Annotated in this window: 15 protein-coding genes and 1 pseudogene; 12 read left to right on the top strand and 4 right to left on the bottom strand. The window is 61.2% G+C overall.

The genetic code is table 11. From position 1 onward, the window contains the following. Positions 1-80: 80 nt before the first annotated feature. The 8 genes from potE to KGA98_RS18605 all read left to right on the top strand — a co-directional run bounded on the left by potE (position 81) and on the right by KGA98_RS18605 (position 9265). Positions 81-1466, top strand: a complete 1386-nt coding sequence (gene potE, locus KGA98_RS18640; RefSeq protein ID WP_223503093.1) for a putrescine-ornithine antiporter — start codon at positions 81-83, stop codon at positions 1464-1466. A gap of 16 nt (positions 1467-1482) precedes the next feature. Beyond that, positions 1483-3768, top strand: a complete 2286-nt coding sequence (locus KGA98_RS18635) for an Orn/Lys/Arg decarboxylase N-terminal domain-containing protein (RefSeq protein ID WP_057715430.1) — start codon at positions 1483-1485, stop codon at positions 3766-3768. Between the two features lie 181 nt (positions 3769-3949). Beyond that, on the top strand, positions 3950-4351 hold the full coding sequence (locus tag KGA98_RS18630; protein WP_008050481.1) for a hypothetical protein: 402 nt from the start codon (positions 3950-3952) through the stop codon (positions 4349-4351). Then, a complete protein-coding gene (locus tag KGA98_RS18625; protein ID WP_057715431.1) occupies positions 4351-4890 on the top strand; it encodes a hypothetical protein in 540 nt (179 codons plus the stop codon). Before KGA98_RS18630 ends, KGA98_RS18625 begins: the two co-directional genes overlap by 1 nt. A 204-nt stretch (positions 4891-5094) precedes the next feature. Beyond that, complete coding sequence (locus KGA98_RS18620; protein ID WP_057715432.1) at positions 5095-5373, top strand: DUF3303 domain-containing protein; 279 nt, start codon at positions 5095-5097, stop codon at positions 5371-5373. A gap of 216 nt (positions 5374-5589) precedes the next feature. Next, on the top strand, positions 5590-7203 hold the full coding sequence (locus KGA98_RS18615) for an arylsulfatase (protein ID WP_154908697.1): 1614 nt from the start codon (positions 5590-5592) through the stop codon (positions 7201-7203). A 68-nt stretch (positions 7204-7271) separates the two neighbouring features. Further along, complete coding sequence (locus KGA98_RS18610; RefSeq protein WP_223503091.1) at positions 7272-8540, top strand: OmpP1/FadL family transporter; 1269 nt, start codon at positions 7272-7274, stop codon at positions 8538-8540. A gap of 50 nt (positions 8541-8590) precedes the next feature. Beyond that, positions 8591-9265, top strand: coding sequence for a DUF3313 domain-containing protein (locus tag KGA98_RS18605; RefSeq protein WP_057715435.1), 675 nt, complete (start codon positions 8591-8593; stop codon positions 9263-9265). A gap of 175 nt (positions 9266-9440) precedes the next feature. On the opposite strand, the pseudogene KGA98_RS28555 reads toward KGA98_RS18605, so the two are convergent. After that, positions 9441-9583: pseudogene (locus KGA98_RS28555) on the bottom strand (DNA polymerase ligase N-terminal domain-containing protein); the annotation flags it as partial. A gap of 163 nt (positions 9584-9746) precedes the next feature. Between KGA98_RS28555 and KGA98_RS18600 the strand changes: the two are divergent. Further along, positions 9747-10190 carry a cupin domain-containing protein gene (locus tag KGA98_RS18600; RefSeq protein WP_223503089.1) on the top strand — a complete coding sequence of 148 codons (444 nt, stop codon included), beginning with the start codon at positions 9747-9749 and terminating at the stop codon, positions 10188-10190. Here the strand turns inward: KGA98_RS18600 and KGA98_RS18595 are convergent. After that, on the bottom strand, positions 10187-10918 hold the full coding sequence (locus KGA98_RS18595; protein WP_223503087.1) for a tellurite resistance TerB family protein: 732 nt from the start codon (positions 10916-10918) through the stop codon (positions 10187-10189). The two genes, KGA98_RS18600 and KGA98_RS18595, sit on opposite strands and share 4 nt — an antisense overlap. A 258-nt stretch (positions 10919-11176) precedes the next feature. Between KGA98_RS18595 and pcsA the strand changes: the two genes are divergently transcribed. Next, the gene (pcsA, locus tag KGA98_RS18590; RefSeq protein WP_223503086.1) at positions 11177-11899 is read left to right on the top strand and encodes a phosphatidylcholine synthase; all 723 of its coding nucleotides are present in this window, start codon (positions 11177-11179) and stop codon (positions 11897-11899) included. A gap of 2 nt (positions 11900-11901) precedes the next feature. After that, positions 11902-12288: a DUF488 domain-containing protein gene (locus tag KGA98_RS18585; RefSeq protein ID WP_223503084.1), complete on the top strand. Its 387-nt coding sequence runs from the start codon at positions 11902-11904 to the stop codon at positions 12286-12288. A 129-nt stretch (positions 12289-12417) separates the two neighbouring features. Here KGA98_RS18585 and KGA98_RS18580 read toward each other — a convergent pair whose 3' ends face one another. Together KGA98_RS18580 and KGA98_RS18575 are read right to left on the bottom strand one after the other, a co-directional pair. Next, entirely contained in the window at positions 12418-13230 is an 813-nt protein-coding gene (locus tag KGA98_RS18580; protein ID WP_223503082.1) for a class I SAM-dependent methyltransferase, read from the bottom strand. A gap of 45 nt (positions 13231-13275) precedes the next feature. Further along, entirely contained in the window at positions 13276-13545 is a 270-nt protein-coding gene (locus KGA98_RS18575) for a DUF4242 domain-containing protein (RefSeq protein ID WP_057715442.1), read from the bottom strand. Positions 13546-13722: 177 nt separating this feature from the next. On the opposite strand from KGA98_RS18575, the gene KGA98_RS18570 reads away from it, so the two are divergent. Continuing rightward, entirely contained in the window at positions 13723-14715 is a 993-nt protein-coding gene (locus KGA98_RS18570) for an AraC family transcriptional regulator (RefSeq protein ID WP_223503080.1), read from the top strand. The last annotated feature ends 1 nt before the right edge of the window (position 14716 follow it).

Genomic DNA, 14716 nt, shown 5'->3' with positions numbered 1-14716 from the left:
TGTGTGACGTTATTTCTTGCGAGTTTTCAATCCTTTGCTATAGCTAAGACTCTCAATCGCCAACTAAGTGAGGCAACGGAATGTCAGTCGCAAAGAAAATGAGTGTAGGGCAACTGACAATGTTGACCGCGGTCAACATGTTGGGCTCAGGCATTGTGCTGCTACCGACGAAACTCGCGGAAGTCGGTGCAATTTCGATCCTCTCCTGGCTGATAACGGCCACCGGCTCCCTCGCTCTGGCGTACGCCTTTGCGCGATGCGGGATGCTCAGCCGCAAGACCGGCGGCATGGGCGGTTATGCCGAATACACCTTCGGTAAAGCAGGTAACTACATCACCAACTACACCTACGGCCTCTCGCTGTTGATAGCCAACGTGGCGATCAGTATTACAGCGGTCGGTTATATCCAGGTGTTGTTCGGGATAGAACTCGACTCACTGCAAGTAGGCCTGGCCACTATTGCCCTGTTGTGGATCACCACCTTCGCCAACTTTGGCGGCGCCAGCATTACCGGCCGTATCGGCGCGGTGACGGTCTGGGGTGTGATTGCACCGGTGGTGCTGGTCTCAACGGTGGGCTGGTTCTGGTTCGACAGCAGCGTATACGCCGCTGGCTGGAACCCCCACGACAAAGGCTGGTTCGAAGCGGCAGGCGCCTCGGTGGCAATTACCCTGTGGGCCTTCCTCGGCCTGGAATCGGCTTGCGCCAACACCGACGCGGTGGAAAACCCTGAGCGCAACGTACCGATTGCCGTGCTGGGCGGCACCCTGGGTGCAGCGGTGATCTACATCGTCTCCACCAACGTCATCTTCGGTATCGTCGGCAACGAAGAACTGGCCGCGTCCACTGCGCCGTTCGGCCTGGTGTTCGCCAAGATGTTCACCCCAATGGTCGGCGACATCGTGATGGCGGCCATGGTGCTCGCCTGCATCGGTTCGTTGCTGGGTTGGCAGTTCACCATCGCCCAGGTGTACAAAAGCTCGGCGGACACCGGCTACTTCCTGTCGATCTTTGCCAAGGGCAACAAGGCCGGTACTCCGATTGTCGGCATGTTGGTGCTGTTGGCGGCACAGACCGCGCTGGCCCTGCTCACCATCAGCCCCGACTTGAGCAAGCAGTTCGACACCCTGGTCAACCTCGCGGTGGTCACTAACCTTGTGCCGTACATCCTGTCCATGGCCGCGCTGATGACCATGCAGAAAGTCTCCAACGTGCCGGAAGGCAAGGCACTGGCCACCAACGTCATCGCCCTGATCGCGGCGGCCTACAGCTACCTGGCGCTGTACAGCTCCGGTGAACAGGCGCTGATGCTGGGCGGCGTGGCCACGATCGTTGGTTACACCCTGTTCGGCTTCGTCAACAACCGCCTGATCCGCCTCGAAGCGCTCAACAACAGCGTACCGACACAAACCGTCAGCGCGCAGCACCTCACTGCCGAGCCAGTGCCGGTCAACAACCTGAATTAACTCTGGAGGATCAATCATGACGGAATATAAACACTCGCTGGGCATGCTGGCGCTACTGGTCAGCAGTCCGCCGGACAAGCGAACGGTGTTTGGCCGCGCCCTGGATCAACTGGTCCACGACGTAGAGGGACGTGGTGTCAGCGTACTGGCCTCGGAAAGCCTCACCGATGCCGCCTCGATCCTGCGCTCGGACCCTGCCATTCAATGCGTGCTCATCCGGTGGGAAATGGACACCAGCGAAGGCCACGCCGACTGCACCAAATTGCTGGTCAAGCTGCGCGAGCGCAACACGCGAGTGCCGGTGTTCCTGATCAGCGACCGCACCACCGCGTCGAGCATTCCGTTGCTGGTCATGCAACATGCCGACGACTTCATCTGGCTGCCCGAGGACACCTCCCGGTTCCTCAGCGGGCGCATCCTGGCGGCCATCGAACGCTATCGCCAGGCCGCCCTGCCGCCGATGTTCGGCGCGCTGGTGAAGTTTGCCCGCAACTATGAATACTCGTGGCACACCCCAGGCCATGCCGGCGGCACGGCTTTCCTGAAGAGCACCGCAGGCCGGGCCTTCTACGAGTTCTTCGGGGAGAACCTGCTGCGTTCCGACCTGTCGATCTCGGTTGGCGAACTCGGTTCGCTGCTCGATCACAGTGGCCCTATCGGCCAGGGTGAACGCTATGCCGCCAAGGTCTTCGGCGCCCACCGCACGTATTACGTGACCAACGGCTCGTCGATGTCCAACCGCGTCATCCTCATGGCCAGCGTCACGCGCAACCAGATCGCCCTGTGCGACCGCAATTGCCACAAGTCCGCCGAGCACGCGATGACCCTGTCCGGGGCGATTCCGACCTACCTGGTGCCGACCCGCAACCGCTACGGCATCATCGGCCCGATCCTGCCGCAGACCCTGAGCGCCGAAGGCGTGAAAGCCGCCATCGCCAACAACCCGCTGGTCAAGCAAGGCATCGACCCGACGCCAGTGCACGCCATTGTCACCAACTCCACCTACGACGGCCTGACCTACAACGTCACCCGGGTCGAAGAACTGCTGGGCGAAAGCGTGGACCGTCTGCACTTCGACGAAGCCTGGTACGGTTATGCGCGCTTCAACCCGCTGTACAGCGGACGCCATGCCATGCACGGCAACCCGGCCGATCACGACAAGTCCAAGCCGACCGTGTTCGCCACCCAGTCGACCCACAAATTGCTGGCTGCCCTGTCCCAGGCCTCGATGATCCACGTGCGTGACGGGCGTAACCCGATCGAACATGCGCGTTTCAACGAGTCGTACATGATGCACGCCTCGACCTCGCCAAATTACGCGATCATGGCGTCCTGCGACGTCAGCTCGGCGATGATGGAAGCACCGAGCGGGCAGATCCTCACCAACGAGTCGATTGAAGAAGCCATCAGCTTCCGCCAGGTTCTCTCGCGCATGCACAACGAGATGGTGGGCAAGAACGACTGGTTCTTCACCTGCTGGCAGCCGCCGACCGTACAGGTTGGCGCAGCGGCCGTGCCGTTCCATGAGGTCGACCCGGCTACGCTGAAAACCGATCCGAACTGCTGGGTCCTGCACCCGAACGCGGTATGGCACGGTTTCGGCGACATCGAAGACGGCTACTGCATGCTCGACCCGATCAAGGTCTCTGTGCTCAGCCCGGGCATGGGCGACGACGGCAGCCTGCTCGCCTCCGGTATCCCCGCTTGCGTGGTCACGGCGTACCTGGGCCGTCAGGGTATCGTGGTCGAGAAAACCACCGATTTCACCATCCTGTTCCTGTTCTCCATCGGCATCACCAAAGGCAAGTGGGGCACGCTGCTCAACGCCCTGCTCGACTTCAAGCGTGACTACGACGACAACGCCGAGCTCGAGCTGTGCCTGCCCGACCTGTACAACGCCAACCAGCATCGCTATGCCGGCATGGGCCTGAAGGATCTGGCCGACGAAATCTTCGCCGCCATGAAGAAACACAAGACCACCGCCAACATGTCCCAGGCCTTCGGCACCCTGCCAAAAGCCGAGTTCAGCCCGGTGGAGGCCTACGAAAAACTGGTGCGTAACGACATCGAGCTGGTGACGCTCAACGAGGCCGCCGGACGCCTTGCCGCGACCGGTATCGTGCCGTATCCACCAGGCATCCCGCTGCTCATGCCGGGTGAGAACGCAGGGCCTGCGGACGGTCCGTTGCTGGCGTATCTCAAGGCACTGGAAGCCTTCGACAAATCCTTCCCCGGCTTCACCCATGACACCCACGGGATCGAAGTCGAAGATGGCGTTTACCGGATGCTGGTACTGAAGTAAGACAAGCTGACTCACCGCCCCCCTGTGGGAGCGGGCTTGCTCGCGAAGGCGTAGTGTCAGTCGACGCAATTGTCGATTGACAGGACGCTTTCGCGAGCAAGCCCGCTCCCACATTTTTAGATCGCCTTCACACCAAATCCCTATGGGCAAACTCGATCACAGCGCTCTATGATTGATCCCCATGACCACCACCGCTGCGATCCGCTCACCCTGCCCGCCCGGCGCCTGCGACTGCGGGCGTGACCCATTGCTGGAAACACCAGGGGCGGACCTGCGCATTCTGTTTCTGACCCGCAACGAAGAAAAACGCCTGATCGAACGCCTGGAGAACCTGCAGAGCCTGAGCGATCTGGAGCACCTGCAACGGCGCATGCTCGAACAGTTGGGCATCCGCGTGGACATCGCTCCCGGTTTCAACGAAGTGCGCACCATGCGCGGCATCGGTATCCAGATTGGCGAACTGCCGGGGCTGTGCCGCAAGACCCGCGCCAACATCCCCGCCGCCATTCGCCGGGCCATGGAAAAGCGCCCGGAGATCGCCTACGAACTGCTCAATGCCAACGACCTGTTGCGTGACGCCTGATGAAGCTTCTTCTCGAACTCCCCCTCACCGACGAGATTCTCACCTCGTTCGCCCTGGCCATCGGGGCCGACCTGCAGGGCTACCGCAACCACATTTACCGGGTGCTGAATTTCCATGGAGCCCTCAGCGGTGCCGATGGCCTGCCCCCGGCCGCCGTACAAATCGCGGCGGCGTTTCATGACCTGGGCATCTGGACCGATGACACCCTCGACTACCTGCCGCCGTCCATTGCCCTGGCCACCGAGTACCTCGACAACCAGCAACGAGCGGAACTGAAGGATGAAGTCAGCGCATTGATACTTGAGCATCACAAACTGCGCCGGTATCGCGGCGCCTACGCTGCCAGCGTCGAACCCTTCCGCCAGGCCGATCTGGTGGATGTGTCCCTGGGCCTGGTGCGTTTCGGCCTGCCCCGCAGCTTCATCAAAACCGTGCAGGCGACCTTTCCCGATCACGGCTTTCACTCGATGCTGATGAAGCTTTCAGCCCGTCAATTCATTCGCTCGCCGCTGCGCCCGCTGCCCATGTTTCGCTGGTGAAACACGCATCCGTTACCCCCTCGAACAGGCACCTGAACAAGATCAGCGGTCGTACATGAATCGCGAGGCGCTGCTATGCCTTCCATGGGAGATTTTGCCGCAAGCCAGCCAGGATGGAACTGCAAACCCAAGCGCGGCCACGGCCCCGGCGCCAGCCAGGTGCGCGCATAAAAACCGGTGCCAATCCGTAACAGGAGGTAGCCGATGTTATTCATCGTCAGTTGGACAATCAGCCCGGACAACCGTGATGCCGCAATCGCACGTTTCCTCAAGACCGGTGGCGCACCGCCCGAAGGCGTCACCATGCACGGACGCTGGCACGCCGTAGGGAGCTCGGCCGGCTTCGGCATTGCCGAGGCGAGTGATCTGGTGCCGATTCAAAAATGGGTGCTGGAGTGGAACGACCTGATGAGCATGGACGTGCATGCCGCATTGACCGATGAGCAAATTGCACCATTGCTGGCTGCCACTGCCGACCGGTAATGGCGATTGAGGCGGCGAGTAGCGCTCGCCGCCTCAATTTAGCGGGTGTTTTTGAGCGAACACTCTTTCGGCGCAATGCTCCTGAATCAGTGCTTTCTGACTATCCATTACTGGATATTTCGCAATTCAAACCTACGCTCTTCGCGGGGGTTACGAAATTCAACGACGGTTGGGGGCTCGTCTCGATGTACTCACGCGAGTGCGCAGGAGCTCAAAATGAATCGGACAACCTTATCCACGCTGTTTGCGGTCCCCCTATTGCTGTCTGTGATGGCGTTTCCCGGCCTGACCCTGGCCGCCGACAAAGCTCCCAACATCCTGGTTATCATGGGCGACGATGTGGGCTGGTCGAATATCGGCGTCTACAACCAAGGCATGATGGCCGGCAGAACCCCCAACCTTGATCAGCTAGCGAACGAAGGCATGCGTTTCACTGACTATTACGCCGAGGCCAGTTGCACCGCCGGGCGCGCCAACTTCATTACCGGCGAACTGCCGATTCGGACAGGCATGACCACCGTCGGCCAGGCCGGCTCGCCCGTGGGTATTCCCGCCGAAGCCGTCACCATCGCGACCGCACTCAAGGCCATGGGTTATGCCACCGGCCAGTTCGGCAAGAACCACTTGGGCGACCTGAACCAGTTCCTGCCCACCGTCCATGGTTTCGATGAATTCTTCGGCTACCTCTATCACCTCGACGCCATGGAAGATCCCGCACACCCCAATTATCCGAAGGAGCTGCTAGACAGCGTCGGCCCACGCAACATGGTCCACAGCTGGGCCTCCACCACTGATGACACGACCGTGATGCCGCGCTGGGGCAAGGTCGGCAAGCAGAAAATCGAAGACGCCGGAACGCTCTATCCGGAGCGGATGAAAACCGTCGACGAGGAGATTCGCGACAAGGCCTTCTCGTTCATCGACAAGGCCAAGCAGGACAACAAACCGTTCTTCGTCTGGCTCAACCCGACCCGCATGCACATCGTCACGCACCTGTCCGACAAGTACGAGGCCATGCGCAACTCGCAGAATGGCTGGTCGGAACAGGAAGCCGGTATGGCGCAGCTCGATGACATTGTGGGCGACGTCCTGGCGAAGCTGAAAAAAGACGGCATGGACGACAACACCATCGTGATTTTCACCACCGACAATGGTGCGGAAAACTTCACCTGGCCCGATGGCGGCACGACTCCGTTCGCCATGGGCAAAGGCACGGTCATGGAGGGTGGCTTCCGGGTACCGGCAATCATTCGCTGGCCAGGCAAGGTGCCGGCCAACCAGATTGCCAACGGCATCATGTCCGGCATGGACTGGTTCCCGACCCTGGTCGCGGCGGCAGGTAACCCGAACATCACGGCGGAACTGCTCAAAGGCAAACAATTGGGCGACACCACCTACAAAGTTCACCTGGACGGCTATGATCAAACGCCAATGATCACCGGAAAAGGTCCGTCGAACCGGCATGAAGTTTTCTACTTCGGAGAGAGCTCCTTGGGTGCGGTGCGCATAGACGACTACAAATATCGCTTCATTGACCAACCGGGTGGCTGGATGGGGGCTAAAGTTGCTGTGGATGTGCCGATCCTGACCAATCTTCGACTCGACCCGTTCGAGCGCATGGGCTGGCCGGAAAATCAGGCCGCGCAGGGTTCGCAACAATACTTCGACTGGTTCAAATTCCAGTTCTGGCGCTTCGTGTTCGTCCAGCAGCAGGTGGCCAAACTGGCAGAAACAGCGATCGAGTTCCCACCAATGCAAAAAGGCGCGAGTTTCAACCTCGACTCGGTTAAAGCCAAGATCGCCGCGGCTCGGGCAGAGATGGCCAAGTAACAGCCGAATCCACGGGTGGCGGGTTCAGTCCACCCGTATTCGAAATGGACAATTGCTGAGGGATTTCCATGCCGACGAAAACAGCTACCCTGCCCGCCTCTGCGCTACTTGCCCTGTGCTGCCAGCAAGCCTGGGCCGGCGGCATCATGCTCTATGAAATCGGCACCGATAACGCCGGCCTGGCCAACGCCGGTGCCGCCGCCCGTGCCCAAGGCCCCTCGACCATCGCCAGCAACCCCGCGGGCATGAGCTATCTGCCAGGCACGCAAATCACCGCCGGCTTGCAGGTTCTGTACGGCGACCTGAGCTTCGACCGCGATTCCGGCACCAACACCCCGGGCAGCGGCAGTGGCAACGCCCTCGATCCGATTCCCGGTGGCAGCTTCTTCATCAGCCATGAACTCGACGAGCACTGGAGCGTCGGGTTCGGCCAGTACGGCGACTTCGGCCTGGCGGTCAATTACGACAACGACTGGTCCGGCCGCTACTTTGCGCAGAACTCCAGCCTGCTCGGCCTGTCGCTGGTACCGAGCGTGGCTTATCGCTTCAATGAGCAGTGGTCGGTCGGCCTGGGCATCAAGGCCATGTACGGCATGTTAAAGGCAGACACCGCCATCGACCGCTCCCCTTTCGGCTTCACTGACCGCTCTGACGGCCAATACAAGTACCGGGACAACACCTGGGGCTATGGCGCCAACGTGGGCGTGATCTACGCCCCACAACCCGGCACGCGCATCGGCCTGACCTACACCAGCCAGGTCGACCTGGACTTCAAGGACCGGCTGGACGTCAAGGGCGACGGCCGCCTGCTCGAACGCGTCAACAACACCGATACCGAACTGGACATGAAGGTGCCGCAAACCGTCACCCTGAGCCTTTTCCAGCAACTGGACCGGCAATGGGCGTTGCTCGCCTCGGCCAACTGGCAGGACTGGTCCGAGTTCGGCGACATCGCCGTAGAGGTCGACACCACGGCGTTTGGAGCGCAATCGACAACAGTCGACGCCGGCTTCAAGGACACCTGGCACCTCTCCCTTGGCGCGCAATACCAGGCCACCGAACAGTGGTTGTGGAACGTCGGTGTGGCCTACGACAGCAGCGCCGTCTCGGACAGCAACCGCAGCGTGGTCGTGCCGATGAGTGAATCCTGGCGCATTGCGACAGGAGCCACCTATGCTCTGAACGAGAACACCGATGTCAACGTCAGTTGGGCCATGGTCTGGCTCGGCGACATGCCGGTGGACCAGGCCAAGTCCGTATCGGGCAATCGAATCTCCGGTCAATTCGACAATGCCTGGATTCAGGCTATAAACGGAAACATGACCTGGCGATTCTGATGTCTTGTAAACGAAAGAATGACGATTTAAACCAAGGAGTAAACACCACTATGAATCTGTCCCGAAAACTGCTCGTCGGTGCTACGCTGGCCAGTCTGTTGCTAGGCGGCTGCACCTCGAAAGTGACTGAGAAGGAGCAATATTCAGGCTTCCTGTCCAACTACAACAACCTGCAGGAAGTCGAAACGCCGAGCGGCGGCACCGCGATGCGTTGGGTCAGCCCTGCGTGGAACCCGAATGCCTATGACACCGTGGTGTTCAACAAACTGGAGCTCTACCCGGCCCCCAAACCCGATGAGCGTGTCAACCAGCAGACACTGACCGACATTCAGAACTACATGACCAGCAAGGCCAAGGCTACGCTGGGTCAGAAATACCGCGTAGTGACCAACACCTCTTCCGCACCGGCGGGCTCGCGCCCCCTGATCATGCGCGCGGCGATTACCGGGGTGAACGCCGAGAACGAAGGCATGAAGTGGTATGAAGTGGTGCCCATCGCGGCCGTAGTCGGGGCAACCCAGGCAGCCACCGGTCACCGTGACCAGGAAACCACCCTGTTCATCGAAGCCGAGTTCGTCGACGCCAAGAGCAACCAGACCGTAGCCAAAGTGGTGCGCAAGGTGTTCGGCACCGAACTGAAAAACGAAAGCCAGAAGATTACCGCCAAGGACTTCAAGGCAGCGATCGACAAACTGGGTACCGACTTCCAGGCATTCCTCAAGTAAGAACAGGTTGCTCGCGTAGGAGCTGCCGCGGGCTGCGATCCTTTGATCTTCAGGTTATTGAAACCATGCAAAGGTCGCAGCCTTCAGCAGCTCCCATCGGCACAGTTCACTTCTTCATCCCCACCCGCCGGCTCATCTCGGCAGTGATCGCTTGCCGGGTTTTGGGCATGTCCACGCCGAGCTTCTCCCCCTGCAACTCGAACTTGAGTCGACCCTTGGCCCAGGCTTTGGCGAGACCGTCCGGGGAGTCCAGATGCCCCGGTCCCAGACGATCACCTCACCCACGCGGTAATGCCCCTCGGGTATGCTTCGCGCCAGGACGTTGAATGCAAACGTCTTCTAACCAGGCAGAGCACACGAGTGGCGCAGTAATTCAATCGGCGTTGAAAATGCCCGGACAGACGGGCCATGGGCGCGCCACCCGGCTGGCGCTTCGGGGCCTATACTTCGCCGGTGCAGTCTCATCCCCCGGAGAGCAGCCATGCGCAGGGTTCACATCATCGAAGCCGGAAATCCCCCGGGGCCGGTCAACGTCGTGGGTGAAACGATCACCGTCCTGGCCGGCGGGGATCTGAGCAAACCGTTCGAGATGCACATCCAGAAAGGCATACAAGGAGGCGGGCCACCGCCACACTTTCATCCCTGGGACGAAGCGTTTTACGTCGTTGAAGGTCAGGTGGAAGTGACCGTCGAAGGCAAAGCCACCACCGTCCTGGCCGGTGGCTACGTGCATATCCCCTGCGGTTCGATTCATGCCTACAAGAACGTCAGCCCCACTGCGACAATGATCGGTGTGGTGTCCGATCCACGCGGTGGGCAGTTCTTTACGGCGCTGGATCAACTCAAGGTACCCGAGGACCTGCCGCGGATCTTGCAGATAGCCGAAAGCTTCGGGGTGACGTTTCTGCTGCCCAAGGCGATTTAGGCCGCACCGCCCTTGGCCTGCTGCTCCAGGTGGACTTGCAACTGCGGGTCGATCTGCAACGCCGCGGCCAGTTCATCCAGATAGTTGCGCTCGGCGTCCTGCTGGTCGTCCACCAGCATGACGCTGGCCAGGTACATCTCCGAGGCCATGCCCGGGTCCGTGGCCGACTGCGCGACGTCATAGGCATCCAGTGGCTTGGCGACCTCGTCGTCCAGCCATTGCTGCAATTGCGGATCGTCGGTGTGACGGCCGATTTCAGTGCTGATCATCTGTTTCTCGGTGTCATCGATGCGGCCATCGGCCTTGGCCGCGGCAATCAATGCCCGCAGGATCGCATGGCTGTGCTCCTCGGCCTCCGGGCCGGCCAGCAAGTCCACGGTCCGTGGCGCTTCCTGCGGCGCCGAGGCCTGACTGCGCTGCCAGGCCTGGTACGCCTGGAACGCCATCATGCCCAGGGACGCCAGCGCCGCATAATTGGTGCCGCCAGCGGAGCGACTTTGCGGTGCACCGCCCATCGGCGAACCGCCGCCAAGCAAACCACCGAGCAAACCGCCCAACCCTGCGCCACCGCCACCAGCACTGGTACCGGCACCCCCGCCCAACAAACCGCCGAGCAATCCACCCAGGTCGCCGAGCCCGCCCTGGGCCGATGCGCCACCGCCACCCTGTCGCGCCATCGAGCCCTGGCCGGCACGCAGTAATTGTTCGAGCAGATCGCTGGTGTTCATGACGTTTGTCCTCTTGAAGGGCGTTTATCCAGTCAGGCAACGATAGCCCCCGCAGGCGAATGTGCCAGCACCGTTGGGCTGACCCGCCCGCGCTATCCCGGATTCGTCCGGGGTATTTTCTTGCGGCGCAGCTAAGATTCATGAGTGGTGAACCTTATTCCCGGATACCCGGTCGATACCTGCAACCCGACCCGGTTTGCCACCACCCCCGTACGCGGGGTGACAACTGGCTTGCTTCATTCACTGGAGAACGCCCCTGTGATTTCAACCCTGTACATCGCCAGGCTCAAAGCATGGGGCGCCCATGGTTTTACCGCCACTGGCGTGGTCACCGCTTTCCTCGCCACCCTGTCCCTGCTGGAAAACCAGCCGACCCATTGCCTGCTGTGGCTGGGTGTCGCCCTGATCGTTGACGGTCTGGACGGTGCGCTGGCACGCAAGGTCAACGTGCAGTCGGTGTTGCCGAGCTTCGATGGCTCGATCCTCGACCTGGTGATCGACTACCTGACGTACGTGTTTATCCCGGCACTGTTCATCTATCGCTATATCCCGTTGCCGGACTACACCTTGCTGCTGAGCGTGTCGCTGATTCTGGTGTCGTCGCTGTTCTGCTTCTGCAACGTCAACATGAAGAGCAAGGACAACTACTTCCAGGGCTTCCCCGCCGCCTGGAACATGGTTGCCCTGTGCCTTTACATCATCGCCCCGTCGCCGTGGATCACCTTCATTACAGTCATTGGCCTGGCCCTGCTGACCGTGACCCGGATGAAATTCCTGCACCCGTTTCGCGTGCGCCGGTTCATGCCGATCAACATTGCGGTGACGGCCATCTGGTTGCTGTGCAGCCTGTCACTGGTGCTCAACCATCCGCTGATCAACCCGTGGGTGATGGGGTTGTGGCTGCTGATGTCGGCGTACTTCCTGGGCATCTGCTTGTGGCGCACGGCGCTGGAGTGGTTCGACGAATCGAGGCTCAAGTAGCCATGGCGGTCCATATCGTTCAACTCGGCTCACCCCGTCGACCCGATGAAGGATTGCGCCTGGGCACGGTACGCCGCCCTCCCCGTGGCGTACCGAAAGCCGAATTCGCCCGTCGGGACTTTTATGATGTCTGGCAGCCGCTGCTGTCGCCCAGTACGCAGTTGGTGGCCGAGGCCAAGGCTGCGCAAGATGCCAAGGCCTGGGAGGTGTTCCGGCGCAAGTTCAAGGCCGAGATGAGCCAGCCCGCTGCCAGTCAGTTGCTGGATCTGCTGGCCGCGTTGTCCCATCAGACGTCCCTGGCCGTGGGCTGTTATTGCGAGGATGAAGCGCATTGCCATCGGTCGGTGTTGCGCGAGTTGCTGCAGGCGCGTGGGGCCGTAGTGATTTAGATGCCATGACCACCACACAACCCCTGTGGGAGCGGGCTTGCTCGCGAAAGCGGTCTTTCAGTCGAAGATGCTGTGGCTGATACACCGCTTTCGCGAGCAAGCACGCTCCCACACTGGACTTGTGTCAACTCAACGCCGCGTGATCACCACCTCCAGGTATTCACTCGGCACCACCAGCGACTTGTTGCCCGCCCGGTTCAACCGGTTGATCAGCTCGGTCAAGTCGGTCTCCAGGGCCTTGGCGCCATCCTCGGGCAGCGCGGCGAAGGCCTTGTGCACCGGCCCGTACCACTGGCGGAAGGTGTCGATGAAATGCGCCGCCGAGCGATAGCGGAAATTGAACGTGCGACGCGTCACCTGGAGCAGGAATTCACGTTCGTCGAAATGCTCGTGCAGCCAGGCTTCGGTGCCCCAGCGTGAGGGCGGATTGGCACCCGGAGGGGGTGGCAGGTGCTGGCCAAGGGTCTTGAACATCTGGCCGACGAAACCTTCCGGCGTCCAGTTGGCCAAGCCTATCCGCCCGCCCGGGCGACAAACCCGTGCCAGCTCCGCGGCGGCTTTGGGCTGGTCCGGCGTGAACATCACACCGAAGGTCGACAGCACGGCATCAAAGCTGGCGTCGGCAAAGGGCAAGGCTTCGGCATCGGCGACCTGGAAGGAGACATTCAGCCGTTCTGCCCGAGCCCGCTCTTCGCCGCGTTCGAGCAAGGCGGCGACATAGTCGGTGGACGTCACCTGGCAGCCACGGCGCGCAGCCGCGAGGGTTGCGTTGCCATTGCCGGCGGCAACGTCGAGCACGCGCTCATCGCACAACAGGTCACAGGCTTCGGCCAGTTGCTCGCCGACGATCTGCAGGGTGGTGCCGATCACGGCGTAGTCGCCGCTGGCCCAGGAGGCCATCTGGCGGTTTTTCAAGGCAGTCAGATCAATAGGTGTACTCATGGAGAAGGTCTCTGGGTTGAAACATGAGTCGGGCCTGGCGGGCATTCACTCCGCCGTTGTCGGATCGATGATGTTCATGACCTGGGAAATGCGATTGGCGGGAAACCCGCTCACCCGAGCGTGCTCCCTGATCTGCTCTTCGTTCGGCGAGATGTACACGCAGTAGAGCTTGTCACCGGTGACATAGCTCTGCAGCCACTGCACCTCAGGCAACTCACGCAACGCCCGGCAGGACTTTTGCGAAGCGGCTTTCAAATCCCTATCCGATAATGCTCCGGCGCCCTGGATCTCACGTTCAATGACGAACTTAGGCATGGCAACCTCTCTTTATTGTTCTTGATGGCAGGGCGGCACTCACCCTGTGATCAAACTATCGCCCTGACGGGCGCTGGCGTCCTGTCCGATCGTCGCCCAACCCTGCCCGATCGTCCGGAGATTCCACGTTGCGCGCCGAGGCGCTCACAATCAGGAATCCTTCCACGGGAAACCCCAATGGACGCTCTGTCGCAGACCCTGCGCGTCGTGCATCTGGTCGGCGCGATCTTTATCAACGCCCGGTTCACCGCGCCCTGGTGCTACCAGTCGCCCAGCGCCGACACCGCCGCGCCGTTTCTGGAGCCCGATGCGGAACGGGTAGTGATCTTTCACCTGATAACCGAAGGTGAGTGCTACGTTGAACTGGGCGATGACCCGCCGCTGCATCTGAGTGCGGGCGACGTGGTGATCTTCCCCCAGGGCGACGCCCATCGCATGTGCTCACGTCCCGGATTGCCCCCGGCCACGGGTGCGCGACTGGATGCCGTGCTGGCGCGCCGGCCCCGGCAGTTGAGTTATGGCGGAGGTGGCGCGGTCACCCGGTTGGTGTGCGGTTACCTGGCGTGCGACACGCGCCTGGCGGGCATATTGCTCAAGGGCTTGCCGGCGGTGGTGCGGGTCAATGTGCGCGGTTCGGATGCCGGTATCTGGTTGGAATCCTCCGTGCGCTATGCCCTCGCCGAAGCCCGCTCGCCCCGCCCTGGCGGCGAAGGGGTATTGGCCAAACTGGCAGAGGTGCTGTTCATCGAAGTGTTGCGCCTGTACATGAACGAACAAGGCGAAGGCCGCACCGGCTGGCTGGCCGGTGTGCGCGACCGCATCGTCGGCGCAGCCCTCAACGCCTTGCACAAAAAACCCTGCCACGCCTGGACACTGGAAGAACTGGCGCGCACCGCCAACACCTCAAGATCGGTGTTGGCCGAACGCTTCCAGCAACTGATGGGGGTGTCGCCGATGCAGTACCTGACGCAATGGCGCATGTTGCTCGCCGCTAACCTGTTACGCAGCAGCAACAGCTCATTGACGCGCATCGCCGAAGAAGTGGGATACCAGACCGATACCGCCTTCAGCCGGGCTTTCCGTCGCGAGTTCGGTGCGCCACCGGCGGCGTGGCGGCGCGGACAGGAGAAAAAAACCATGGCCCACGGGGCAAGACCCGTGAGCCATTGAT

The sequence above is a fragment of the Pseudomonas sp. BF-R-24 genome, assembly GCF_019947335.1.
Classification (GTDB): Bacteria; Pseudomonadota; Gammaproteobacteria; order Pseudomonadales; family Pseudomonadaceae; genus Aquipseudomonas; species Aquipseudomonas jessenii.
Note: the sequence above shows the minus strand (reverse complement) of the source record. Positions and strands in the feature narration are given on the sequence as shown.

Bases quoted from the DNA above. Each gene is read 5' to 3' on its own strand.
- potE (WP_223503093.1), top strand. From the start codon at position 81: ATGTCAGTCGCAAAGAAAATGAGTGTAGGGCAACTGACAATGTTGACC.
- KGA98_RS18635 (WP_057715430.1), top strand. From the start codon at position 1,483: ATGACGGAATATAAACACTCGCTGGGCATGCTGGCGCTACTGGTCAGC.
- KGA98_RS18630 (WP_008050481.1), top strand. From the start codon at position 3,950: ATGACCACCACCGCTGCGATCCGCTCACCCTGCCCGCCCGGCGCCTGC.
- KGA98_RS18625 (WP_057715431.1), top strand. From the start codon at position 4,351: ATGAAGCTTCTTCTCGAACTCCCCCTCACCGACGAGATTCTCACCTCG.
- KGA98_RS18620 (WP_057715432.1), top strand. From the start codon at position 5,095: ATGTTATTCATCGTCAGTTGGACAATCAGCCCGGACAACCGTGATGCC.
- KGA98_RS18615 (WP_154908697.1), top strand. From the start codon at position 5,590: ATGAATCGGACAACCTTATCCACGCTGTTTGCGGTCCCCCTATTGCTG.
- KGA98_RS18610 (WP_223503091.1), top strand. From the start codon at position 7,272: ATGCCGACGAAAACAGCTACCCTGCCCGCCTCTGCGCTACTTGCCCTG.
- KGA98_RS18605 (WP_057715435.1), top strand. From the start codon at position 8,591: ATGAATCTGTCCCGAAAACTGCTCGTCGGTGCTACGCTGGCCAGTCTG.
- KGA98_RS18600 (WP_223503089.1), top strand. From the start codon at position 9,747: ATGCGCAGGGTTCACATCATCGAAGCCGGAAATCCCCCGGGGCCGGTC.
- KGA98_RS18595 (WP_223503087.1), bottom strand. From the start codon at position 10,918: ATGAACACCAGCGATCTGCTCGAACAATTACTGCGTGCCGGCCAGGGC.
- KGA98_RS18585 (WP_223503084.1), top strand. From the start codon at position 11,902: ATGGCGGTCCATATCGTTCAACTCGGCTCACCCCGTCGACCCGATGAA.
- KGA98_RS18580 (WP_223503082.1), bottom strand. From the start codon at position 13,230: ATGAGTACACCTATTGATCTGACTGCCTTGAAAAACCGCCAGATGGCC.
- KGA98_RS18575 (WP_057715442.1), bottom strand. From the start codon at position 13,545: ATGCCTAAGTTCGTCATTGAACGTGAGATCCAGGGCGCCGGAGCATTA.
- KGA98_RS18570 (WP_223503080.1), top strand. From the start codon at position 13,723: ATGGACGCTCTGTCGCAGACCCTGCGCGTCGTGCATCTGGTCGGCGCG.